Below are 23884 nucleotides of genomic sequence, written 5' to 3'. Positions count from 1 at the left end.
TTTGATTGTCATTTTAGTTAAATTTTTCTGCTAAAGCCTTAATATGCTCAGGGCCTATTCCACAACAACCGCCTATAATAGTCGCTCCATTTTCCAACCATTTTTCAGCCCAAAAGAGGTATTGCTGCGGATTGAGATCGTCACGAATTTCATCTAACCCATCGTTTGCCGTTGCGTCTTTAGGTTGCGGAGGAAAAGCATTGGCGTAAGCACCTATACGGATTTCTGTCGCCTGATTTATTTTCAAGGTTTCCAGCGTAACCTTCAATGCTTGTTGAATCACTTCAGGTTGGCAGCAGTTAAATAAGATGGCTTCTACACCTAATTCGATCATTTTTTCGACCGCACTTTTTACCGTTTCACCGGAACGTAAACTTGGCACATCCATCGGTTCATCATCTTCAAGGGTGAAAGAAACCCACAACGGGCGATTATCTTTGGGTAATAAGGGTTTAATGGCTTGCGGTTCGGTTGCCGAGCTTTGGGTTTCGCACAACCAAAAATCTACATAAGGCGAAAGCCCGTTAATAATCGGCTGTGCGACTTCTTGTACACGTTTCGGTTCATATAAATCAAAACGATAAGAACCGAATAAGGGAGGGATTGAGCCGGCAATTTTTACATCGGAAACTTCGCTATTTTCGACCGCACTTTTTGCTAAGCGACCGGCAAGCTCGGCAAGCATTTTTCCATCGGCTTGAAAGCGTTGCTCGCCAATATGAAAGGGGACTACGGCATAGCTGTTGGTGGTAATCACCCGTGCGCCGTTTTTTATAAAATCTTCATGCACTTGCTGAACGGTAGTCGGTTTCTGGTACAGGGCGAGAGCAGACCATTCCGGCTGTTGAAAAGGGGCTTTACGGCGAGCTAATTCACGCCCCATACCACCGTCTAAAATCGTGATGTTCGACATATTTTCTTTCTCTTATTTAAAAAATACCGCACTTAAAAAGTGCGGTCGGTTTTTGAGATGTTTTATACATTAAAACGGAAGTGCATCACATCGCCGTCTTGCACGATATAATCTTTTCCCTCTAAACGCCATTTGCCGGCTTCTTTTGCCCCGTTTTCACCTTTAAATTGGATGAAATCCTCATAAGCGATCACTTCTGCACGGATAAAGCCTTTTTCAAAGTCGGTGTGAATGACGGCTGCGGCTTTCGGTGCGGTGGCGCCGACGGAAACCGTCCACGCGCGAACTTCTTTTACACCGGCGGTAAAGTAAGTTTGCAGGTTTAGTAAGGCATAACCTGCACGAATTACACGGTTTAAGCCCGGTTCATCAATGCCTAAGTCTTGTAAAAATTCGGTTTTTTCTTCATCGTCTAATTCTGCGATTTCCGCTTCAATGGCGGCACAGACAGGCACTACAACAGAACCTTCTTTTTCGGCGAATTCACGTACTTTATCAAGGTAGGGATTGTTTTCGAAACCGTCTTCGTTCACATTGGCGATATACATTGTTGGTTTCAGCGTTAAGAAGTTATAGCTTTTAATCGCCAGCAATTCTTCTTTATCAAGCGGAACCGAACGAATCATTCCGGCTTCTGAAAGCACCGGTAAAATTTTTTCCATTACCGAAAGCTCGAATTTTGCCTCTTTATCGCCACCTTTAGCACGTTTTTGTAAGCGTTGGATTGCACGTTCGCAGCTGTCTAAATCGGCAAGAGCCAATTCGGTATTGATCGTTTCAATGTCGCTTAAAGGATCGATTTTGCCTGCAACGTGTACGATATCATCATTTTCAAAACAACGCACAACGTGACCGATTGCATCCGTTTCACGAATATTGGCGAGGAATTTGTTGCCCAAACCTTCACCTTTACTTGCCCCTGCGACCAAACCGGCGATATCCACAAATTCCATCGTTGTCGGTAATACACGCTCCGGTTTTACGATTTCAGCCAAGGCATCTAAACGCGGATCTGGCATTGGTACAACGCCGGTATTGGGTTCGATAGTACAGAAAGGATAGTTTGCCGCCTCAATGCCGGCTTTGGTGAGTGCGTTAAAGAGAGTGGATTTGCCCACATTCGGTAGGCCCACGATACCACATTTAAATCCCATAATTTTTCCTTATATTTGAATAAAACGGTCGTAAGAATGACCGCACTTTTAAATTTTAAAACCGTTTAAACGATTGGTGGCTTTGACCATACCGTCTTTGAAAATTAATTCTACGCAATCGACCGCTTCATCCAAGGCTTTTTCAAGTGCTTCACGCTCTGTCGGAGACGGTTTATTTAATACATAACCTGAGACCAAATCACGATGCCCCGGATGTCCGATACCTAAGCGTAAGCGGTAGAAATTGTTATTATTGCCGAGTTGCGCCACAATGTCTTTCAAGCCGTTATGCCCGCCATGTCCACCGCTTTGTTTAAGTTTTGCCGTGCCGGGCGGTAAATCCAATTCATCGTGAACCACCAGAATTTCTTCCGGCTTAATACGATAAAATCCGGCTAACGCCGCCACCGCTTTACCGCTTAAATTCATAAATGTTGTCGGCACAAGCAAACGAACTTCGTTACCGTTTACTGAAGTGCGGGCGGTTTTGCCGAAGAATTTATTTTCGGGAGTTAATGAAACATTGAAACGACGTGCTAAACGCTCGACTAACCATTCTCCGGCATTATGGCGTGTTTCCGCATATTTATCGCCGGGATTGCCTAATCCTACGATGAGTTTAATTTTTGACATAGTGCGTGATGATGTTAAAAATAGTGGCGTATTGTAGCGAAAAAGCGATAAATTCTCAATCTATAACGCCAAAACCAATACACCGGATAGAATCAATAGACTTCCTATCACTAATTTCAAACTCAACGGCTCGCCTAAAATGGCAACCCCTAAAATAATGGCGATAACAACGCTGAGTTTATCAATGGGGGCAACCCAAGATGCCGGGGCAAGTTGCAGGGCGCGATAATAGCAAAGCCAAGATAGCCCCGTGGCAATGCCTGATAAAATCAGAAAGGTAAAGGGCTTTGCCGCAATATGTTGAGGCAGTTGCCATTCGTTTCGGGCGGAAATAATACCTGCGGTAACCAATAAAACCACAATCGTACGAATAAATGTAGCAAGGTTGCTGTTCATACCTTCCACGCCGAGCTTCCCTAAAATTGCCGTTAAGCCTGCAAAAAAGGCAGAACCTACGGCGAAAAATACCCAATTCATTGTGTTTCCCTTATTTATAGTGAATTAAATTAAAAAACGGATACAAAGCCGCAAACCGAAGACAGTACAAATAGTACGGCGAGGCGTAGCAATACAGCAGATGTTTTTTAATTTAATTCACTATCGTTAAAACTTACCGTATTTTTTCGCTATAATAGCCCAAAATTTTGGTATGAAGAAATGATGATGAATCAGATTAATATTCAAATCGCCTATGCTCTGCCGGAAAGCTATTATTTAAAATCTTTCAAAGTAGATGAAGGCACAATGGTGCAAACGGCAATTTTACAATCAGGCATTTTGCAACAATTTATAGACATTGATCTGCGAGAAAATAAAGTGGGGATCTTCAGCCGTCCGGCAAAATTAACCGATGTGTTAAAAGAGGGCGATCGCATTGAAATTTATCGTCCGTTACTGGCTGATCCGAAAGAAATTCGCCGTAAGCGTGCCGCAGAACAAGCCGCCAAGGAAAAAGGAGAGAAAAAATGACCGCACTTTCACATAGCGATTTTTGCTTACCCGAACACATTACACCTGAAATTTTTCTGCGTGATTATTGGCAGAAAAAGCCGCTGATTATTCGTAATGGCTTACCGGAAATTATCGGGCAATTTGAACCTCAAGATATTATTGAATTGGCACAAAACGAAGATGTTACCGCACGTTTAGTGAAAACTTATACGGAAGATGATTGGAAAGTCTTTTTTAGTCCTTTTACAGAAAAAGATTTTCAAAAATTGCCGGAAAAATGGTCGGTACTTGTTCAAAATATGGAGCAGTGGTCGCCGGAATTAGGGTTACTTTGGAATAAGTTTGGCTTTATCCCTCAGTGGCAACGTGATGATATTATGGTGTCTTACGCACCAAAAGGCGGTTCTGTGGGTAAGCATTACGATGAGTATGATGTTTTTCTTGTGCAGGGCTATGGTCAACGGCGTTGGCAGTTAGGCAAATGGTGTGATCCAAGCACGGAATTTAAACCGAATCAGCCGATCCGAATTTTTGATGATATGGGAGAATTAGTCATTGATGAGGTGATGAATCCGGGCGATATTCTCTATATTCCAGCTCGAATGGCGCATTACGGCATAGCTGAAAATGATTGTTTGACTTTTTCTTTTGGTTTGCGTTATCCGAATTTGAGCCAGTTGATTGACGGTATCAGTAAAGGTTTTTGTTATCAAGATCCTGATTTAAATTTAAGTGAGTTTGATTTACCGCTTCGTTTAACTCAATCGGAACAACGAACCGGCAAACTCGCCGATGAAGATATCCGCGCAATGAAACAACAATTACTGGATAAACTTGCTCATTCCGAGGCTTTTGACACTCTGTTTAAACAAGCAGTGGCAAGTGCGGTGAGTTCTCGCCGATATGAATTGTTGGTGTCTGACGAAATCAGTGAGCCTGATGAAGTGCGGTCGGTTTTAGAAGAAGGCGCATTGCTTTCCCAAGATAATAACTGCAAATTGCTTTACACGGAAAATCCGCTCCGAATTTATGCCAATGGCGAATGGTTGGATGAATTGAATCTTATTGAAACGGAAATATTGAAACGTTTAGCCGATGGCGAGGCGTTGGACTGGGCATTTTTAACCGATTTAGTCAATGACGCGGAAGATCCCGAAACGGTGATGGCGTTGTTGCTGGATTCCATTTGCAACTGGCTTGATGACGGTTGGGTGTTGGTGGAGTAACTTCCTTTATGCTGAAGATTGATTGCTAAGTATTTAATCGTAACAAATTATGTCAGAAAATATTTATTCCGTTTCCCAACTCAATAGCGCGGCCCGTCAAATCTTAGAGGGCAATTTCTCGCAGATTTGGCTGACCGGTGAGATTTCTAATTTCACACAGCCTGTTTCCGGGCATTGGTATCTTACTTTAAAAGATGAAAATGCACAGGTGCGCTGTGCGATGTTCCGTATGAAAAACTTGCGTGTGGCGTTTCGTCCGCAAAATGGTATGCAAGTGCTGGTTCGTGCGAACGTGAGTTTGTATGAGCCACGGGGGGATTATCAATTAATTATTGAATCTATGCACCCTGCCGGTGAAGGTTTATTACAGCAGCAATTCGAAGCATTGAAAATGAAGCTTGCGGCTGAAGGTTTATTTGCTCAAAATCTCAAGAAAAAGCTACCGCACTTTAGTAAAGCCGTGGGAATCGTTACCTCCTCGACCGGTGCGGCATTGCAAGATATTTTACATATTTTGGCACGCCGAGATCCGAGCTTAAAAGTGGTGATTTATCCCACTGCCGTACAAGGCAAAGAAGCGGTGCAAGAAATTGTTCGAATGATTGAATTGGCAAATGTACGACAAGAAGTTGATGTGCTTATTGTCGGGCGTGGCGGCGGATCACTGGAGGATCTTTGGTGTTTTAACGAAGAAGAGGTGGCTCTGGCGATTTTTCGTTCCGTTTTACCGATTATCAGTGCCGTTGGGCATGAAACGGATGTTACCATTGCCGATTTTGTTGCGGACCTTCGTGCGCCGACACCCTCTGCCGCTGCGGAGTTAGTTAGTCGAAATCAAGATGAACTGTTACAACAACTGAACCATCAACAGCAACGTTTAGCGATGGCATTTGATCGTTTATTTACACAAAAAGAGCAGCGATTAAAACAACTTGTTTTGCGTTTACAAAATCAACATCCGCAAAATCAGTTACATATTCAACGGGAAAAAAATGAGCGGCTCGCTCAACGTTTGCAATTTGCCATACAACGTCAGTTTGAAAAAACGCAGCAAAAATTAACCGCACTTTCCATTCGATTACGACAAAATCCGCTGCCTTATCGTATTCAACGTCACCAACAACAGTTGGAACAACTTAAAGTGCGGTTAAATTTCAGTACAAATCGTCAACTTACCGAACGTCAAAATAAATTGGCGGGATTATGCGGAAAACTAGACGGATTAAGCCCATTAAAAGTGATGGCTCGTGGTTATTCTGTTACAGAAAATTCCCAAGGAAAAGCAATCACTAGCGTAAAAGATATACAACAAGGCGAATTGCTCACCACAAAAGTAGCGGATGGAAATATTGTGAGTAGAGTAGTGTAAGGTTAAGCGATGATTAAAAATAAAATGGCGATATGAAATTACGCTATCAGAAATCGCTATTTCATTGATATTATTTAAACCTCACCAAACGAGCGTTAGTCGGCTTCTTCTGAATTTTTGACTGGTAAGAATAGGGAGAAATCTGTACAATAGCCGACCGTTTTTATTGGATAAATTGATAATTGTAAAAAGATGACACAGAAATTACATATTAAAACTTGGGGCTGCCAGATGAATGAATATGATTCATCAAAAATGGCGGACTTATTATTGAGCACTCACGGACTTGAATTAACGGAAACACCGGAAGAGGCGGATGTGTTGTTGTTGAATACCTGCTCCATTCGTGAAAAAGCGCAAGAGAAAGTATTCCACCAATTAGGTCGTTGGAAAGAATTAAAGCAAAATAATCCGAATTTAGTGATTGGCGTGGGTGGTTGTGTGGCATCACAGGAGGGCGAACATATTCGCCGTCGTGCACCTTATGTCGATATTATCTTTGGGCCGCAAACCTTACACCGTTTGCCTGAGATGATTAATCAAATCCGTGGCGGTAAAAGTTCGGTGGTGGATGTTAGTTTCCCTGAGATTGAAAAATTTGACCGCTTACCGGAACCTCGAGCGGAAGGCCCTACCGCATTTGTCTCCATTATGGAAGGCTGTAACAAGTATTGTACTTTCTGTGTCGTGCCTTATACCCGAGGTGAAGAGGTAAGCCGCCCGGTGGATGATGTGTTATTTGAGATCGCACAACTTGCCGAACAAGGCGTGCGGGAAGTCAATTTACTTGGTCAAAATGTAAACGCATACCGTGGACCGACTCATGACGGGCAAATTTGTAGTTTTGCCGAATTACTTCGTTTAGTGGCATCAATTGATGGTATTGATCGTTTACGCTTCACCACCAGTCATCCGATTGAATTTACCGATGATATTATTGACGTATATCGCGATACGCCGGAATTGGTCAGTTTCTTACATTTACCTGTGCAAGCGGGGTCTGATCGTATTCTTACGATGATGAAACGAGGGCATACCGCGTTGGAATATAAATCGATTATTCGTAAATTACGTGCAGCCCGTCCTGATATTCAGATTAGCTCTGATTTTATCGTGGGCTTTCCGGGGGAAACCGCAGAAGATTTCGAGCAAACGATGAATTTAATTGCTCAAGTAAATTTCGATATGAGCTTTAGTTTTGTTTACTCGGCGCGTCCCGGCACGCCGGCGGCAGATATGCCGGATGACGTAACGGAAGAAGAGAAAAAACAACGCTTATATGTGTTGCAAGAACGAATCAATCAACAAGCGGCACAATTCAGCCGCCGTATGTTGGGGACGGAGCAACGCGTGTTGGTAGAGGGACCGTCTAAAAAAGACCTGATGGAATTAACCGGTAGAACGGAAACGAACCGTATCGTGAATTTTCAAGGTTCACCGGAAATGATTGGTAAGTTTGTGGATGTGAAAATCACGGATGTGTACACGAACTCTTTACGTGGAGAAGTGGTGCGCACCGAAGATGAAATGGGTCTCCGTATTGCACAATCACCACAGGAAGTGATGAATCGCACAAGAAAGGAAGACGAACTAGGCGTGGGACGTTACCACGGCTAATGAGCGGATAATGAATAGGCGGGTTTTATCACCTGCCTTTATTTTCACCCTTACTTTTTTCCCGCCAATAAGTCGCAAAACGTGGTTTGCCGGAATTTGTTAATCCACGATATTTATAAGTAATGGTTGAGCCGATTGGTGGTGGGTTTTCACGCTCATTAAGATTAAAGCCTGAACCGATCCTAAATTCGCCTCGCTCGTTTTTACAGGTTAATGAACCCATTACGTTTTCAAATTGCCCTTTGCCTTTATGGTGTGCGATGACGATGCATTCTTCATCATGGGCGGTTTTAAGTTTGAGTATTTGCGAACTTCGTTTTCGTTCGTAAGGTGCATTCGGATTTCTAACTACGACCCCTTCACCTTGCTTGCTTTCTACCTCAGCCAAAAATTCATATAAATGGGATTTATCTCGCACGGGAATTTGTTCGATAATTTGAATATAAGGTGTAGGGTGTTCGGTTAAATAGGTTTTCAATATATTTAGTCGTTCAAATAAATTTCCTTCTGCATTAGGAACATCAAATACATAAAGTCTGAGCTTTTCCCAGCGTTCACCTTTGAAAGATTTTGCGATGGAGGTGATTTCTTCAAAATGATTGCGTTCGCTAAAAAGCTCACCGTCTATGGCAAAAGGGGGAAAGTTTTTTATAAAATAAACCGGTGGGGAAAGTCGTTGATTTTGGCGGGTTAAAAGTTGTTTTCCATCCCAATATCCTCGTACACCGTCTAATTTTTCCGACATTACCCAGCCTTCAACAGACTGATTGTCATAATTTTGCAGTAGCATAACATCAACGTTGGCATAAGTGCTTAGACTGATAAATAAAGTTAAAATGGTATGTCGTAATTTCATCATATTTCTCCGAATAAAAACCACGGAAAGTCTAGAAAAGTGCGGTCAGTTTTCAAAATATTCCGGATAAATTTTGCGATCCTGCTCACGAAAAAAAGTGATTGAGATATGGAAACCCTAGAATTTGTATTATTGCTAGATAAAGCGGGCTATCTGCTATACAATGCCGCAAGATTTTCTCATTTCTAAAAGGAGCAAAAATGTACTTGGATCAAATCAAAGCAGAGCTTGTGGAAGCACAAGATGTATTAAATAAATTTATTTCAGATGAAAATAACATTAAATTAATTCAGCAAGCGGCATTATTAATTTCGGAGAGTTTTAAACAAGGGGGCAAAGTGCTTTCCTGTGGAAATGGGGGGTCTCACTGTGATGCGATGCATTTTGCAGAGGAATTGACCGGACGTTATCGTGAAAATCGTCCCGGTTATCCGGCAATTGCGATTTCTGATGTGAGCCATTTAAGTTGCGTCAGTAATGATTTCGGCTACGATTATGTGTTTTCACGTTATGTTGAAGCCGTAGGACAAAAAGGTGATGTATTGTTCGGTTTATCTACTTCGGGCAATTCTAAAAACGTATTGAATGCGATTGAGGCGGCAAGAGCAAAAGGGATGAAAGTGATTGCGATGACCGGTAAAGACGGTGGCAAAATGGCGGGTTTAGCTGATGTTGAAATTCGTGTACCTCATTTTCGTTATGCAGATCGTATTCAAGAAATTCACATTAAAGTGATCCATATTTTAATGATGTTAATTGAGTTTGAAATGGCAAAAAACGCATAAAGTGCGGTCATTTCTAGTAAAGTTTTTTGAAAATCCCAAAAAAATTTGGGATTTTTTATTTTTTATGCTTGCATAAATATGCATAAAAACGTAATATTTCTTCACTTTGTAAGATAAGAGAATGAAAATGGCTATTCGTGTTAAAAATTTGAATTTTTTTTATGGTGCTTCCCAGGCATTATTTGATATCAATTTGGAAGCTGAAGAAGGGGATACCGTTGTGTTGCTTGGTCCAAGTGGAGCCGGTAAAAGTACGTTAATTCGCACGTTAAATTTATTGGAAGTCCCTACTTCCGGTGAGTTAAGCATCGCTAATAATGCATTTGATTTATCTAAAGCAACAACAAACCCGAAAGCGATTCGCCAGTTACGCCAAGATGTAGGAATGGTGTTTCAACAATATAATCTTTGGCCTCATCTCACAGTAATCGAAAATCTTATTGAAGCGCCAATGAAAGTATTTAGTACAAATGAAGCGACAGCAAAGAAAGATGCAATGGAGTTACTAAAACGTTTACGTTTGGAAGAATATGCCGATCGTTTCCCATTGCATTTATCCGGTGGTCAGCAACAACGTGTCGCAATTGCCCGTGCGTTAATGATGAAACCGCAAGTATTGTTATTTGATGAACCTACGGCAGCGTTAGATCCGGAAATTACCGCTCAAGTGGTTGATATCATTAAAGAATTACAAGAAACCGGCATTACGCAGGTGATTGTAACCCACGAGGTGAATGTGGCTCAAAAAGTGGCGACTAAAGTGGTGTATATGGAACAGGGTAAGATCGTGGAAATGGGATCGGCCGAATGTTTTGAACATCCGAAAACCGAACAATTTAAACAATATCTCTCTCACTAAGAATTAAGGAAATACTATGAAAAAATTACTTTTAAGCGCAGTATTATTAGGCTCTACCGTCGTCGCAAACGCTCAGGATATTACTTTTGCGATGGAACCAAGTTATCCGCCTTTTGAATTTACCAATGAAAAAGGTGAAATTGTCGGTTTTGATGTTGATATCGCAAAAGCGATTTGTAAAGAAATTCAGGCAGATTGTAAGTTTAAAGGTGAATCTTTTGATTCACTGATCCCAAGCTTAAAGGCAAAACGTTTTGATGCGGCAATTTCTGCAATGGATATTACCGAAGCCCGTGCAAAACAAGTGTTGTTCTCCGATGCTTACTATGACAGTACCGCAAGTTATGTTGCATTAAAAGGTAAAGCGACTTTAGAAACTGCTAAAAATATCGGTGTGCAAAACGGCACGACTTTCCAACAATATACCGTGGCTGAAACGAAGCAATATACCCCTAAACCTTACGCTAGTTTACAGGATGCCATTTTAGATTTAAAAAATGGTCGTATTGATATTATTTTTGGTGATACGGCAGTGCTTGCGGATATGATCAATAAAGAACCGGAAATTCAATTTGTCGGTGAGAAAGTGACTAATAAAAAGTATTTTGGTAACGGTTTAGGTATAGCAATGAATAAATCCGCAAAAGATTTGGCAGTAAGTTTCAATAGCGGTTTGGCCGCCATCAAAGCAAATGGTGAATATCAAAAAATCTATGATAAATGGATGACTAAATAATCTATGTTTGCTGATTTTCTTTCTTTGATGTTTTCTGCAGCCCTAATGACTTTAGGGCTTGCAGTATGTTCTTTAATCGTAGGCTTGCTATTTAGCGTGCTATTTGCTTTATTGGAAGCAAACCGTTTTGTTGGTAAACCGGTGGCAGTATTTGTTGCATTATTGCGTGGATTACCTGAAATTTTAGTCGTGCTACTTGTGTACTTCGGTTCTACCGAAGTGGTGGAAATGCTCACCGGTGAATATATTGAATTTGGTGCTTTTGGCTGTGGTGTATTTGCATTGTCGTTAATTTTCGCCGCTTATGCCTCACAGACATTGCGCGGTGCGATCCAAGCAATTCCAAAAGGGCAATGGGAATCCGGTGCGGCTTTAGGGTTGAGCAGAGGTTATACTTTTACACACATTATTATGCCGCAAGTTTGGCGTCATGCTTTACCCGGGTTAAGTAACCAATGGTTAGTTTTGTTAAAAGATACTGCATTGATTTCTCTTATTGGTGTGGACGATTTAATGCGTCAGGCACAGTTAATTAATACCAATACACATCAACCATTCACTTGGTACGGAATTGCCGCATTAATTTATTTGGCCGTTACATTGATTAGCCAAGCCGGTATTCGTCGTTTAGAGTTGCGTTTTACTCGCTTTGAAAGAGGAGTGAAATAATGTTTCAAGACTATTTATTAGTGATTGCGCAAGGTATTCCGACCAGTTTATTACTTACGGTTGTTTCATTATTGATTGCCTTTTTCTTAGCACTATTTTTGACATTTTTACTTTCAATGGAAAATGTGTGGGTGAAAAGTGCGGTCAATTTATACCTTACTTTATTTACCGGTACCCCGTTACTTGTGCAATTTTTCTTGATTTATGCCGGTCCAGGACAGTTTGAATGGATAGTAAATAGCCCTTTTTGGCATATTTTTTCTAATGCGTGGTTTTGTGCGGCACTTGCTTTAGCTTTAAATAGTGCGGCGTATTCCACACAATTATTTCACGGTGCGGTGAAAGCAATTCCGAAAGGTCAATGGGAAGGTTGTGCGGCACTCGGTTTAAGTCGTGTACAAACCTTAAAAATTTTGATTCCTTATGCATTGAAACGTGCTTTACCTTCTTACAGTAATGAAATTATTTTAGTATTTAAAGGTACGGCCTTAGCATCAACCATTACGATTATGGATATTATGGGCTATGCGCGCCAGCTTTATGGTACAGAATATGATGCGTTAACAATTTATGGTATTGCCGGCGGTATTTATTTGGTGATCACCGGAATTGCCACTTTATTATTGCGTAAACTTGAAAATAAGGTGCTTGCTTTTGAGCGATTAGATATGAGAAAAGCATAAAGTGCGGTCAAAATTTACTTGGGTTGCGAGAGCAACCCATTTTCTATCCCTGAGTAATATAACTAGCCACACCGATAAACAAAGCAAAAATACAAAACCAAATTAATTGAAGTTTTGTGCTTTTTCGATTTATTTCTGCATTATGTAAACGCCGTTCTTCTAATTTCTGTTTGTAGATTTCCAAATCTTCCTGTTTAAAAGAAAAGCCACAGTTAGGACAATGCTCCGCGTGATTGCTCACTTTTTTACGGCATTCGGGACAACGGATGAGTGCCATTTTTAATCCTTATTGAGTGAAGTTTTTATAAGTTCCTATTGTATTCAAAATCGATATATAGGAAATGTGATATTCATCACAAAATTGTGAAAATTATATAAATTAAATTTTTTGTTTATGGGAACTTAGCATAAAATAGCGCGCGCTTACTTTAGCGTGTTTTTAAGCAATACAACTTACTATTCCTGAGGTGCTTTATGTTGTGGTTTTTCTTCTGTGTAGCCATTTTGATTTTAGGCTATTTTATTTATGGAAAAATTATCGAAAAAATTTTTGTTATTAATCCTAAACGCCAAACTCCCGCTTATCAAATCAATGATGGCGTAGATTACATGCCGATGTCCAAAACCAAAATTTGGTTAATTCAGCTCTTAAATATTGCGGGAACGGGCCCGATTTTCGGCCCTATTCTTGGTGCGTTATACGGACCGGTTGCGATGCTTTGGATTGTGATCGGTTGTATTTTTGCCGGTGCGGTACACGACTATTTCTGCGGTATGTTAAGTATTCGTCATGGTGGTGCGACAATGCCTTATCTTGCCGGTAAATTCTTAGGTCGTCCGGTTAAAGTTTTCATTAATGTCCTTGCATTAGTGCTTCTATTATTAGTTGGTGTTGTATTCGTAGCAAGCCCGGCACAGCTGATGGGGACGATTACAATGGATGTACTGGGGGCTTCTCAAGGTGCATTACAACTTGGTGATGCAGAAGCTGTTCATCAAGCGGTTGAAGCCGGCGGCGTAAAAGTGTGGGGAATGGATAAAGCGACGGTTGTTTCGGTATGGACAATTATTATCTTCGCCTACTACATTCTTGCGACCTTGCTACCGATTGATAAAATTATCGGTCGAATTTATCCGCTCTTTGGTGCATTATTGCTCTTTATGTCTATCGGTATGGTGTACGGTTTGGTTTCGGCTCATTTACATGTTGCGGACCCGATCGAATTTTTCCGTACGATCAATTCGGACGGTGAGGGTTTAACTTGGGCTAAGTTTACACAGAATTTCCAAGTTAAAGGCGATGTACCTATTTGGCCATTATTGTTTTTAACGATTTCTTGTGGGGCGTTATCCGGTTTCCATGCAACACAAACACCACTAATGGCACGTTGTGCGGAAAATGAAAGTGAAGGTCGCTTTATTTTCTACGGTGCGATGATTACCGAAGGGGTAATCGCTTTAGTATGGTGTATGGTAGGATTGGCATTCTATGAAAATCCACAAGCATTACAAGATGCGATTTCAGCCGGTTCTCCGTCTAAGGTGGTATATGATAGCTCATTACACTTCTTAGGATTCATTGGCGGTATTTTCGCAGTGTTAGGTGTGGTTGTTCTTCCTATTACATCGGGCGATACTGCATTCCGAGCGGCACGTTTGCAATTGGCGGAAATTTTCAATATTGATCAACGTTCGCTTTCAAAACGTTTGTTGATCGCCGTACCATTGTTCGTACTTGGTTATTTTGTTTCAACTATTGACTTTAGTATGTTATGGCGTTACTTCACTTGGGCGAATCAAATGACTGCAATGGTGATGTTATGGACTGCAGCGGCATATTTATATCGCTATCGTAAATTCCACTGGGTTGCATCTATCCCTGCATGGTTTATTACAACGGTTTGCGCAACGTACCTATATTACAATAAAATCGGATTTAGCTTGGATTATCAGTTATCGGTATATTTAGGTTTCGCAACAACGATAGTTTGTATCCTGTTATTCTTCACTTTGTTAAAACCTTTAGGTGATCGTGATGAAGAAGCTTATGTAAATACCACAAACGCATAATTCATTCAAAAATAATTAAACCGTTTAAGTGAAAGCTTGAACGGTTTTTTGTTTCCTAAAATTTACCAAACTTTATATTGGAATAACTTGCAACTTTGTCTTACAACCGATAAACTAGCCTGAAGTGGTAAAAAGTGGTTTTTTGTGGTGATTTTTCCAAAAATTTTAATTTTTAAAGGTATTAAAATATAAAATGTTTCGTGGTGCAGCAGCGGTAAATTTAGATTCTAAGGGGCGGGTTGCGATTCCAACCCGCTATCGCGCTGAAATCATTGAAAAAAATCAAGGACAAATGGTTTGTACTGTTGATATTCGCCAGCCTTGTTTATTGCTTTATCCTTTAGATGAATGGGAAAAAGTTGAGGAAAAACTTCTTTCGCTTTCTAACTTTGATCCTAACCAACGCCGTTTGCAACGCGTAATGCTTGGTTATGCCACTGAATGTGAGATGGATGCGCAAGGACGTATCTTATTGAGTGGTCCATTACGCCAACACGCAAAATTAGAAAAAGGATTAATGTTGGTTGGACAATTAAATAAATTTGAAATTTGGAGCGATACCGAATGGAGCGCTCAAATTGATGAAGACATCGCAGTTGCGGCAACGGCTGAATTTGCGATGGATACAAACTTAAATATGCTGTCATTCTAATCTTAAAAATTAGAAAAAGAACAGCAGCACTAGCAGGATAAGCGGTGCTTGCACCGCATTATCTTTCCCTTTGACCTATTTCTATTAATGATTATGACTACGCAAAATTCTTTTTCTTCACCGGAGCACATTACTGTTTTACTTAATGAAGCAGTGAACGGTTTAGCGTTGAAAGAAAATGGAATTTATATTGATGGTACTTTTGGGCGTGGTGGTCATTCTCGTCTTATTCTTTCAAAGCTCTCTCAAAATGGTCGGTTAATCGCCATCGATCGTGATCCTCGGGCAATTGCCGAAGCAAAAACAATTCAAGATCCTCGTTTTCAAATTGAACATAATAGTTTTTCCCATATTCCTGAGATTTGTGAAAATTTAGATTTAGTTGGGAAAATTGATGGAATTTTGCTTGATCTCGGCGTGTCATCTCCACAACTTGATGAAGCTGAACGTGGCTTTAGTTTTATGAAAGATGGTCCGCTTGATATGCGTATGGATACAACGCAGGGGATTTCTGCAGAGGAATGGCTAAAACAAGTTTCGGTCGATGATTTGGCTTGGGTGTTAAAAACGTTTGGTGAGGAGCGTTTTGCTAAACGTATCGCAACGGCGATTGTAGAATACAATAAAAGTGCGGTCAAAAATGGTGAAGAATGTTTATCACGGACCGTGCAATTAGCCGAACTGATTTCACAGTCCGTGCCTTTCAAAGATAAACATAAACATCCTGCTACCCGTAGTTTCCAAGCTATTCGCATTTTTATCAATTCGGAGTTGGATGAATTGGAAAGCGTATTGAATGCAGCTTTGGATATGTTAGCGCCGGAAGGGCGTCTATCCATTATTAGTTTTCATTCTTTAGAAGACAGAATGGTAAAACATTTTATGAAAAAACAAAGTAAAGGTGAGACGATTCCAAAAGGTTTACCATTGCGTGAAGATCAAATTCAGCGTAATCAAAAGTTAAAAACTATTGGCAAAGCGGTTCAACCGTCAGAAGCGGAAATTCAAGCTAATCCTCGTTCAAGAAGTGCGGTGTTACGTATTGCGGAAAGAATAAGTTAAGGTGAAAAATGTTAGAGAATAGTGAGCGTTATCCTTTACAACATCTTTTGGTCGAAGATTTATTTTCATCAAATAAATTAGTAGTGTTGTTGCTATTACTGATTTTAATTTCTGCTATGGCAACAATTTGGGTGACGCATCAAACCCGAGGGTTGGTTTCTGAGAACGGTCAGTTGGTTTTGCAGTACCAAGCATTACAAGATGAATATCGTAATCTCCAGTTGCAAGAGGCCACAGAAGGCGATAGCACAAGGGTAGAATCCATTGCGATTGGTACATTAAAAATGAAAAGAATAGATAGCGATCAAGAAGTCGTTATTTTGGAATAGGTTGAAAATAAATTGAGATAGAACAAATGGTTAGGTTCAATTCGCCCAAAAAATCAAATAAAGCGAAAAAGACGATTAGAAAACTTTCGACACCGGTTGCGGCAGTAAAACCGAATAAACCTAAAATGGTGTTTGAAAAATGTTTCTTACGTGGACGCTATATTATTGCCGCAAGTTTGATTTTCTTGGGCTTAGGAGCATTGGTGGCACGTGCAGCCTATGTTCAGTCTGTAAATTCGGATGTTTTATCCGGTGAGGCGGATAAACGCTCATTGCGAAAAGACGAGATTCTTTCTGTTCGTGGTTCTATTTTGGATCGGAATGGTCAGTTATTATCGGTTAGTGTGCCGATGAGTGCCGTTGTTGCTGATCCGAAACGTATTCTTAAAGAGGGTTCTTTGAATGATAAAGAACGTATTAAAGCGCTTGCCGAGGTGTTGGATTTAAGCTATAGCGAACTTGTCAAAAAAATTGAGAAAAATCCAAAATCGGGTTTCTTGTACTTGGCACGTCAAGTTGAATCGGGCAAAGCACAATATGTGAAAGAACTCAAAATTAAGGGAATTAGTTTAGAAAACGAGCCCCGCCGTTTTTATCCTCGTGTGGAAGAAACCGCACATTTGATCGGTTATACGGATATTGACGGGAACGGTATTGAAGGTATTGAGAAAAGCTTTAATACGATGTTGGTCGGGAGAGATGGTGCACGTTTAGTCCGTAAAGATAAACGTGGAAATGTTGTTGAGCATATTGCCGATCAAAAAAAATATGATGCCCAAGATGTTACTTTGAGTATTGATGAAAAACTGCAATCTATGGTGTATCGTGAAATTAAAAAAGCCGTAACGGAGAATAAAGCCGAATCAGGCACGGCGGTTCTTGTCGATATTCGTACAGGCGAAGTGTTGGCTATGGCGAATGCACCCTCTTATAACCCTAATAATCGTGTGGGTGTAAAAGCAGAATTAATGCGTAATCGCGCCATCACCGACGTATTTGAGCCGGGTTCTACAGTAAAACCTTTTGTCGTTTTGACCGCACTTCAACGTGGTGTAGCCAAACGTAATGAAATTATCAATACGGGTTCTTTCACCGTGAGCGGCAAAGAAATTATGGATGTTGCGCCACGCCCGCAACAAACTTTAGATGAAATTTTGATTAATTCCAGTAACCGTGGGGTAAGCCGTCTTGCGTTACGGATGCCGCCAAGCGCGCTCATGGATACTTATCAAGCGGCGGGTTTAGGCAAAGCAACGGATCTCGGATTAGTCGGCGAACAAGCCGGTATCTTAAATGCAAACCGTAAACGCTGGGCGGATATTGATCGCGCAACGGTGTCTTATGGTTATGGTATTACGGCAACACCGTTGCAAATGGCGCGTGCTTATGCAACCTTGGGGAGTTTTGGGATCTATCGTCCGCTTTCTATTACGAAAGTTGATCCACCGGTAATCGGTCAGCGGGTATTCTCAGAAAAAACAACAAAAGAAATTGTGAATATATTGGAGAAAGTGGCGATCAAAAATAAACGGGCGATGGTTGAAGGCTATCGTGTCGGGGTGAAAACCGGTACGGCACGCAAAATCGAAAATGGTCGTTATGTAAATAAATATGTGGCGTTCACTGCGGGTGTCGCACCGATTAGTGATCCCCGTTATGCTCTTGTGATTTTGATTAATGATCCGAAGGCAGGACAATATTACGGTGGAGCGGTATCCGCACCGGTATTTTCCAGCATTATGGGTTACGCACTACGGGCGAACGGCATTGCACCGGATGCCGAACCCACGGAGAAAACAGCAAGACGTACTGTGCGTATTACGCCGAATAAATTGAAACAAAATAAAACCGAACAGGTGAATTAAGGAAAAATAATGAAAAAATTATACACAATCGCTCAAGGTGATTGTTATGCCTTGCGACACCGTTTGCAAAGTCAACGTTCAAAATCTAAAGATTTTTTGACCGCACTTTTTAATTTACCGTCACTTCCGGCGGATCTTAAGATTAATGAATTGGTACTTGATAGCCGTAAAGTGAAAGCGGGCGATCTTTTTATTGCAGTAAAAGGTCATCAAATTGATGCGACAGGCTTTATTGAACAAGCGATTTTATCCGGTGCAAGTGCGGTTATTGCGGAAACAGATTTGTTTGATCAACATTTAAATGTAGAGTATCGACAACAAAAACCGGTAATCCGTTACTATAATTTATCGGCCGACTTATCAAAAATTGCAGATAAGTTTTATGATTCACCTTCTAAAAAATTAACCCTTGTTGGGGTGACGGGTACAAATGGAAAAACAACGGTTTCTCAGTTGCTTGCTCAATGGATGCAATATTTAGGGCATAAATCTGCTGTGATGGGAACCATTGGAAACGGTTTGTTCGGACAAATGAAAGACGCGAAGAATACGACGGGTTCGGCTATTGAGATTCAATCTTCACTTGCCGATTTTGTTCATAACGGAGCGGATTTTGCAGCGATTGAGGTTTCGTCTCACGGCTTAGTGCAGCATCGTGTTGAAGCCTTAGACTTCAAAGCGGCAATTTTTACGAATTTAAGCCGCGATCACTTGGATTACCACGGCACGATGGAAGCATATGCTCAAGCCAAAAAACGTTTTTTCTTTGAGCTAAATACTGATTTAAAAATTTTAAATGCGGATGATCCGATTGGTCAGCAATGGTTGGAAGCGCTACCAAACGGCATTGCCGTAAGCTGTAATGCAAATTTTCAATCGAATTCCGAAAGATGGATAAAAGCAATTTCAGTTCATTTTATCGACAAAGGTGCTATTATTCATTTTGCGTCAAGTTGGGGAAATGGAGTGTTGAATAGTCCGTTGATCGGCGCATTTAACGTGAGTAATCTATTGTTGGTAGTTGCAACATTACTTGCATTAGGTTATCCGTTAAATAAATTAGTCAATAGTGTTTCACAACTAAGAGGAGTTAAAGGAAGAATGGACATTATAAAAGTAAATGGAAAACCCTCCGTTATTGTTGATTACGCACATACACCGGATGCGTTAGAAAAAGCCCTTGTTGCCGCACGTGAGCATTGCAGCGGCAAACTATGGTGTGTTTTCGGCTGTGGTGGCGATCGAGATACGGGTAAACGTCCGTTAATGGCAAAAGTTGCGGAACAATTTGCTGATATGATTATTGTCACCAAAGATAATCCGCGTACGGAAGATCCGGACAAAATTGAAGCCGATATTGTTGCAGGTTTTAGCAATATGGATAAAGTGGGGTTAATTCCTGATCGTGACGAAGCTATTGGATTTGCGATCAAAGGTGCATCGGAAAACGATGTGATTCTCATTGCCGGAAAAGGTCACGAAGAGTATCAGATTACCGGTGATAAAACCCAGTATTTTTCCGATCTGGTCACTGCGGAATTATACCTGGAACAATAAACTTAATTTGATTAACCGATGATTAATTTAACTACGCAACAACTTGCTCAAATTCTCTCTGCCGAATTAATCGGAGATGGAGCGGTTGTTGCTAAAAATATCAATACCGATACACGTCAATCTATTCCGAATCATTTGTTTTTTGCTTTAAAAGGCGAAACATTTGATGCACACCAATATCTTCATCAAGCAGTAGCACAAGGTGCGGTTGCTTTAGTCGTTCAACAACCTGATATGAATATCCGTGTTCCGCAATTAGTGGTGGCGAATACACGCTTAGCTTTGGGGCATTTGGCTAAATGGTTACGTGAAAGAATTAATCCTCTTACTGTGGCAATGACCGGTTCTTCAGGTAAAACCACGGTAAAAGAAATGACCGCCGGTATTTTACAGCAAACAGCAGGCAATGCCGAAGCCGTACTTTTTACCAATGGAAATTTCAATAATGACATCGGCGTGCCGCTTACTCTATTACGTTTGAATGAAAAACATCGTTTTGCGGTGATTGAGTTGGGAGCAAACCATCAAGGTGAAATTGATTACACAACAAAATTAGCACAACCGGATACCGCTTTAATTAATAATATTGCACCGGCACATTTGGAAGGTTTCGGTTCTTTAGAAGGCGTTGTTCGAGCAAAAGGTGAGATCTATCGTGGTTTAACGCCAAATGGTGTGGCAATTATTAATGCCGAGCATAATCATATTGATGTTTGGCAAAAGGAAATCGGCGAACATACTATTCAATACTTTAATGGTAAAGATTATTTCGCCAAAAATATTCAATATTACGTACAGGGATCACATTTTACGCTTGTTTCACCGCAAGGCGAAATTGAAATGAGTTTGCCGTATCTCGGTGAACATAACGTGAAAAATGCCTTGGCTGCGACCGCACTTGCAATGAATGTGGGAGCAACGTTAGCTGACGTAAAAGCCGGACTGGAACAACCTTCATTAGTAAAAGGTCGATTATTCCCAATTCAAATCAATGACAATTTATTATTGTTAGATGATACTTACAATGCCAATATGGATTCGTTAAATGCAGCGATTGATGTGCTAAAAGATTATCAGGCATATCGTATTCTTTGCGTGGGCGATATGAAAGAGCTGGGCGAAAATTCTTTGGATATACATCGCAAAGTAGGACAGCATGCCAAAACGGCTAATTTGGATTTGGTATGTTCCTTTGGCACTGAAAGTGCGGTCATTTCCGAGGCTGTTTCAGGTAAACACTTCACTGATAAAAATGAGATGGTTGATTTTTTACTCCCTGTTATAGAAGCGCAATTACAGCAAAATAAACAGGTCGTGGTACTAGGAAAAGGCTCACGTTCGATGAAAATGGAAGATGTGATTTATTCATTAAAGGATAAAATGAGATGTTAGTTTGGCTTGCTGAATTTCTTGTTCGCTATGAAACCGTATTCAATGCGATTTCTTATATTACTGTTCGCGCAATCTTAGCGTTATTGACTGCTTTGCTGATTTCACTTTGGATTGGTCCGAAGGTAATTAAACGTTTGCAAATCCTGAAATTCGGTCAGGAAGTACGGAACGATGGTCCGGAAAGCCATTTTGCCAAAAAAGGTACGCCGACAATGGGCGGTGTGATGATTCTTTTCGCTATTGGAATCAGTACATTATTGTGGGCGAATTTAGCCAACCCTTATATCTGGGTGTGCTTATTTGTATTATTTGGTTATGGAGCTATTGGTTTTGTCGATGACTATCGCAAAATTACCCGTAAAAATACGGATGGATTGATTGCGCGTTGGAAATATTTCTGGATGTCGGTTGTTGCACTTATTGCGATTGTTTGGTTGTATTGGCTCGGTCACGATACTGATGCGACCCGCTTAGTTGTACCGTTTTTCAAAGACATTATGCCGCAATTAGGCTTGTTCTACATCGTATTGGCCTATTTTGTGATTGTGGGAACAGGCAACGCGGTAAATCTTACTGATGGTTTAGACGGTTTGGCGATTATGCCGACGGCATTAGTCGCCGCCGCATTCGCTTTGATTGCTTGGGCGACAGGTAACGTGAATTTTGCCGAATATTTACATATTCCTTATATTAAATACAGTTCGGAAGTTGTCGTATTCTGCACTGCGATTGTGGGCGCAGGGTTAGGTTTCTTATGGTTTAATACCTATCCGGCACAGGTATTTATGGGAGATGTAGGTTCATTGGCATTAGGAGGAGCTTTAGGTACTGTTGCTATCTTGGTTCGCCAAGAATTTTTACTTGTTATTATGGGCGGCGTGTTCGTGATTGAGGCTTTATCGGTAATTTTACAGGTAGGATCTTATAAGCTCCGTAAGCAGCGTATTTTCCGTATGGCGCCCATTCACCACCATTTTGAATTAAAAGGGTGGCCGGAACCAAGAGTGATTATTCGGTTTTGGATTATTTCACTAGTGCTGGTATTGATGGGATTAGTCACGCTGAAATTACGTTAATGCCGATAATCGGCTTCATTTTTCGGAAGGTGAGCCGCTTAGCCCGTAGCAGGTAACGCCTCATCGGTGAAGTTTAATATAAATAAATTTAAAAATAAGAAGTAGAATGAAAACCTTATATCAAAATAAATCTATCACCATTATCGGACTGGGTAAAACAGGGTTATCTTGTATTGATTATCTTCAATCCCAAGGTGCAGTGCTTCGTGTTATTGATACCCGTAAAAATCCTAGTGGAGCAGATAAACTTCCTAAAAACATTCCACTTCACACCGGCAACCTCAATCAGCAATGGTTACTTGAAAGCGACATTATCGTGATTAGTCCGGGGCTTGCCGTCAAAACACCCGAAATTCAGACCGCACTTTCAGCCGGTGTCGAGGTGATCGGCGATATTGAATTATTTTGTCGGGCGGCAACGAAACCTATCGTGGCAATTACCGGTTCTAATGGTAAAAGTACGGTGACAACACTTGTGTATGAAATGGCAAAAGCGGCAGGAATTAACGTGGGGATCGGCGGAAACATCGGTATTCCGGCATTATCTTTGCTGAATGAGGATTGTGATCTCTATGTATTAGAGCTTTCCAGCTTTCAACTTGAAACCACCTACAGTTTAAAAGCGGCTGCCGCAACCGTGTTAAATGTGACGGAAGATCATATGGATCGCTATGCGGATTTGGAGGCTTATCGCCAAGCTAAATTGCGTGTTTATCACAATGCGGAGATTGCCGTTGTAAATAATGAAGATAAATTCACCTTCGGTGAAGGTGAAAATCAAGCCGAACAATCCCTTTCTTTTGCCGAGCATAATACGGATTATTGGCTTAAAACAGAAAACAATAAACAGTATTTAATGGCAAAAGATGAACTGATCTTGCCTTGTGATGAAGCGGCACTTGTAGGTTGTCATAATTATATGAATATTCTTGCGGCAACCGCATTGGCGCAAGCGGTTGGCGTTAATTTAGAAGCGATTCGTCAGGTTCTTCGTCAATTTAAAGGTTTAGATCATCGCTTTCAATTAGCTCATCAAGCCAATGGAGTGCGTTGGATTAATGATTCTAAAGCGACAAATGTGGGGAGTACGGTTGCAGCGCTTGCCGGATTATTATATGTGGAAGGTAAACTTCATTTATTACTTGGCGGTGATGGTAAAGGGGCTGATTTTTCTGAATTAGCCAAGCTTATTAATCATTCTCATATTATTTGTTATTGTTTTGGTCGTGATGGGGTACAACTAGCCGAGCTTTCAACACAAAGTCATTTATTTGAAACAATGGAACAGGCGGTTGAGTTTTTACGCCCGACGCTAAAATCCGGCGATATGGTATTATTATCGCCTGCTTGTGCAAGCCTTGATCAATTCACTTCTTTTGAAAAACGCGGGGAAGAATTTACTCGTTTAGCGAAACTAAGTTAATCACATA

24 protein-coding genes are annotated in these 23884 nt (G+C 40.9%); 18 read left to right on the top strand and 6 right to left on the bottom strand.

Annotated features, from left to right (window positions below; genetic code table 11):
- Positions 1-13 precede the first annotated feature (13 nt).
- The 4 genes from HEMROJRC1_RS01915 to HEMROJRC1_RS01900 form a co-directional block, all read right to left on the bottom strand.
- Positions 14-913, bottom strand: coding sequence for a homocysteine S-methyltransferase family protein (locus HEMROJRC1_RS01915; protein ID WP_226691378.1), 900 nt, complete (start codon positions 911-913; stop codon positions 14-16).
- A gap of 62 nt (positions 914-975) precedes the next feature.
- A complete protein-coding gene (ychF, locus tag HEMROJRC1_RS01910; RefSeq protein ID WP_077425204.1) occupies positions 976-2067 on the bottom strand; it encodes a redox-regulated ATPase YchF in 1092 nt (363 codons plus the stop codon).
- Positions 2068-2115: 48 nt separating this feature from the next.
- Positions 2116-2700: an aminoacyl-tRNA hydrolase gene (gene pth, locus HEMROJRC1_RS01905; protein WP_226691377.1), complete on the bottom strand. Its 585-nt coding sequence runs from the start codon at positions 2698-2700 to the stop codon at positions 2116-2118.
- Between the two features lie 60 nt (positions 2701-2760).
- Positions 2761-3177, bottom strand: coding sequence for an EamA family transporter (locus HEMROJRC1_RS01900; protein ID WP_226691376.1), 417 nt, complete (start codon positions 3175-3177; stop codon positions 2761-2763).
- A gap of 186 nt (positions 3178-3363) precedes the next feature.
- Here HEMROJRC1_RS01900 and HEMROJRC1_RS01895 point away from each other — a divergent pair, with 186 nt between their 5' ends.
- The 4 genes from HEMROJRC1_RS01895 to miaB all read left to right on the top strand — a co-directional run bounded on the left by HEMROJRC1_RS01895 (position 3364) and on the right by miaB (position 7863).
- On the top strand, positions 3364-3669 hold the full coding sequence (locus HEMROJRC1_RS01895; RefSeq protein WP_226692907.1) for an RnfH family protein: 306 nt from the start codon (positions 3364-3366) through the stop codon (positions 3667-3669).
- Positions 3666-4877 (top strand): cupin domain-containing protein, encoded by a 1212-nt coding sequence (locus HEMROJRC1_RS01890; RefSeq protein ID WP_226691375.1) that lies wholly within the window; start codon positions 3666-3668, stop codon positions 4875-4877. Before HEMROJRC1_RS01895 ends, HEMROJRC1_RS01890 begins: the two co-directional genes overlap by 4 nt.
- A 49-nt stretch (positions 4878-4926) precedes the next feature.
- Positions 4927-6246, top strand: a complete 1320-nt coding sequence (gene xseA / locus HEMROJRC1_RS01885) for an exodeoxyribonuclease VII large subunit (RefSeq protein WP_226691374.1) — start codon at positions 4927-4929, stop codon at positions 6244-6246.
- Between the two features lie 192 nt (positions 6247-6438).
- The gene (gene miaB, locus HEMROJRC1_RS01880; protein WP_226691373.1) at positions 6439-7863 is read left to right on the top strand and encodes a tRNA (N6-isopentenyl adenosine(37)-C2)-methylthiotransferase MiaB; all 1425 of its coding nucleotides are present in this window, start codon (positions 6439-6441) and stop codon (positions 7861-7863) included.
- A 28-nt stretch (positions 7864-7891) separates the two neighbouring features.
- On the opposite strand, the gene HEMROJRC1_RS01875 is transcribed toward miaB, so the two are convergent.
- Positions 7892-8719, bottom strand: coding sequence for a DNA ligase (locus HEMROJRC1_RS01875; RefSeq protein ID WP_226692906.1), 828 nt, complete (start codon positions 8717-8719; stop codon positions 7892-7894).
- A 200-nt stretch (positions 8720-8919) separates the two neighbouring features.
- On the opposite strand from HEMROJRC1_RS01875, the gene lpcA reads away from it, so the two are divergent.
- From lpcA to artM, 5 genes are all read left to right on the top strand, one after another.
- Positions 8920-9504 (top strand): D-sedoheptulose 7-phosphate isomerase, encoded by a 585-nt coding sequence (gene lpcA, locus HEMROJRC1_RS01870; RefSeq protein ID WP_226691372.1) that lies wholly within the window; start codon positions 8920-8922, stop codon positions 9502-9504.
- A gap of 127 nt (positions 9505-9631) precedes the next feature.
- The gene (gene artP, locus HEMROJRC1_RS01865; RefSeq protein WP_226691371.1) at positions 9632-10363 is read left to right on the top strand and encodes an arginine ABC transporter ATP-binding protein ArtP; all 732 of its coding nucleotides are present in this window, start codon (positions 9632-9634) and stop codon (positions 10361-10363) included.
- Between the two features lie 16 nt (positions 10364-10379).
- A complete protein-coding gene (locus HEMROJRC1_RS01860; protein ID WP_226691370.1) occupies positions 10380-11099 on the top strand; it encodes a lysine/arginine/ornithine ABC transporter substrate-binding protein in 720 nt (239 codons plus the stop codon).
- A 3-nt stretch (positions 11100-11102) separates the two neighbouring features.
- Entirely contained in the window at positions 11103-11768 is a 666-nt protein-coding gene (gene artQ / locus HEMROJRC1_RS01855) for an arginine ABC transporter permease ArtQ (protein WP_226691369.1), read from the top strand.
- The gene (gene artM, locus HEMROJRC1_RS01850) at positions 11768-12451 is read left to right on the top strand and encodes an arginine ABC transporter permease ArtM (RefSeq protein ID WP_226691368.1); all 684 of its coding nucleotides are present in this window, start codon (positions 11768-11770) and stop codon (positions 12449-12451) included. The genes artQ and artM overlap by 1 nt, the downstream gene beginning before the upstream one ends.
- A gap of 43 nt (positions 12452-12494) precedes the next feature.
- Here the strand turns inward: artM and HEMROJRC1_RS01845 are convergent, their stop codons facing one another.
- Positions 12495-12728, bottom strand: a complete 234-nt coding sequence (locus HEMROJRC1_RS01845) for a zinc ribbon domain-containing protein (protein ID WP_226691367.1) — start codon at positions 12726-12728, stop codon at positions 12495-12497.
- A gap of 197 nt (positions 12729-12925) precedes the next feature.
- Between HEMROJRC1_RS01845 and HEMROJRC1_RS01840 the strand changes: the two genes are divergently transcribed.
- From HEMROJRC1_RS01840 to murD, 9 genes are all read left to right on the top strand, one after another.
- A complete protein-coding gene (locus tag HEMROJRC1_RS01840; protein WP_226691366.1) occupies positions 12926-14521 on the top strand; it encodes a carbon starvation protein A in 1596 nt (531 codons plus the stop codon).
- Positions 14522-14714: 193 nt separating this feature from the next.
- Positions 14715-15173: a division/cell wall cluster transcriptional repressor MraZ gene (mraZ, locus tag HEMROJRC1_RS01835; RefSeq protein ID WP_226691365.1), complete on the top strand. Its 459-nt coding sequence runs from the start codon at positions 14715-14717 to the stop codon at positions 15171-15173.
- A gap of 93 nt (positions 15174-15266) precedes the next feature.
- Complete coding sequence (rsmH, locus tag HEMROJRC1_RS01830; RefSeq protein ID WP_226691364.1) at positions 15267-16235, top strand: 16S rRNA (cytosine(1402)-N(4))-methyltransferase RsmH; 969 nt, start codon at positions 15267-15269, stop codon at positions 16233-16235.
- 8 nt (positions 16236-16243) lie between these two features.
- Positions 16244-16564, top strand: a complete 321-nt coding sequence (gene ftsL, locus HEMROJRC1_RS01825) for a cell division protein FtsL (protein ID WP_226691363.1) — start codon at positions 16244-16246, stop codon at positions 16562-16564.
- 26 nt (positions 16565-16590) lie between these two features.
- On the top strand, positions 16591-18429 hold the full coding sequence (locus tag HEMROJRC1_RS01820; RefSeq protein ID WP_226691362.1) for a penicillin-binding transpeptidase domain-containing protein: 1839 nt from the start codon (positions 16591-16593) through the stop codon (positions 18427-18429).
- A gap of 9 nt (positions 18430-18438) precedes the next feature.
- A complete protein-coding gene (gene murE / locus HEMROJRC1_RS01815; protein WP_226691361.1) occupies positions 18439-19986 on the top strand; it encodes a UDP-N-acetylmuramoyl-L-alanyl-D-glutamate--2,6-diaminopimelate ligase in 1548 nt (515 codons plus the stop codon).
- An 18-nt stretch (positions 19987-20004) separates the two neighbouring features.
- Positions 20005-21378, top strand: coding sequence for a UDP-N-acetylmuramoyl-tripeptide--D-alanyl-D-alanine ligase (gene murF, locus HEMROJRC1_RS01810; protein ID WP_226691360.1), 1374 nt, complete (start codon positions 20005-20007; stop codon positions 21376-21378).
- Positions 21372-22454: a phospho-N-acetylmuramoyl-pentapeptide-transferase gene (gene mraY / locus HEMROJRC1_RS01805; protein WP_226691359.1), complete on the top strand. Its 1083-nt coding sequence runs from the start codon at positions 21372-21374 to the stop codon at positions 22452-22454. The genes murF and mraY overlap by 7 nt, the downstream gene beginning before the upstream one ends.
- Positions 22455-22560: 106 nt before the next feature.
- The gene (murD, locus tag HEMROJRC1_RS01800) at positions 22561-23877 is read left to right on the top strand and encodes a UDP-N-acetylmuramoyl-L-alanine--D-glutamate ligase (RefSeq protein WP_226691358.1); all 1317 of its coding nucleotides are present in this window, start codon (positions 22561-22563) and stop codon (positions 23875-23877) included.
- Positions 23878-23884: the final 7 nt, after the last annotated feature.

Source organism: Rodentibacter sp. JRC1 (assembly GCF_020521555.1).
GTDB classification, from domain to species: domain Bacteria; phylum Pseudomonadota; class Gammaproteobacteria; order Enterobacterales; family Pasteurellaceae; genus Rodentibacter; species Rodentibacter abscessus.
This window is presented reverse-complemented; position numbering and strand designations above follow the sequence as displayed.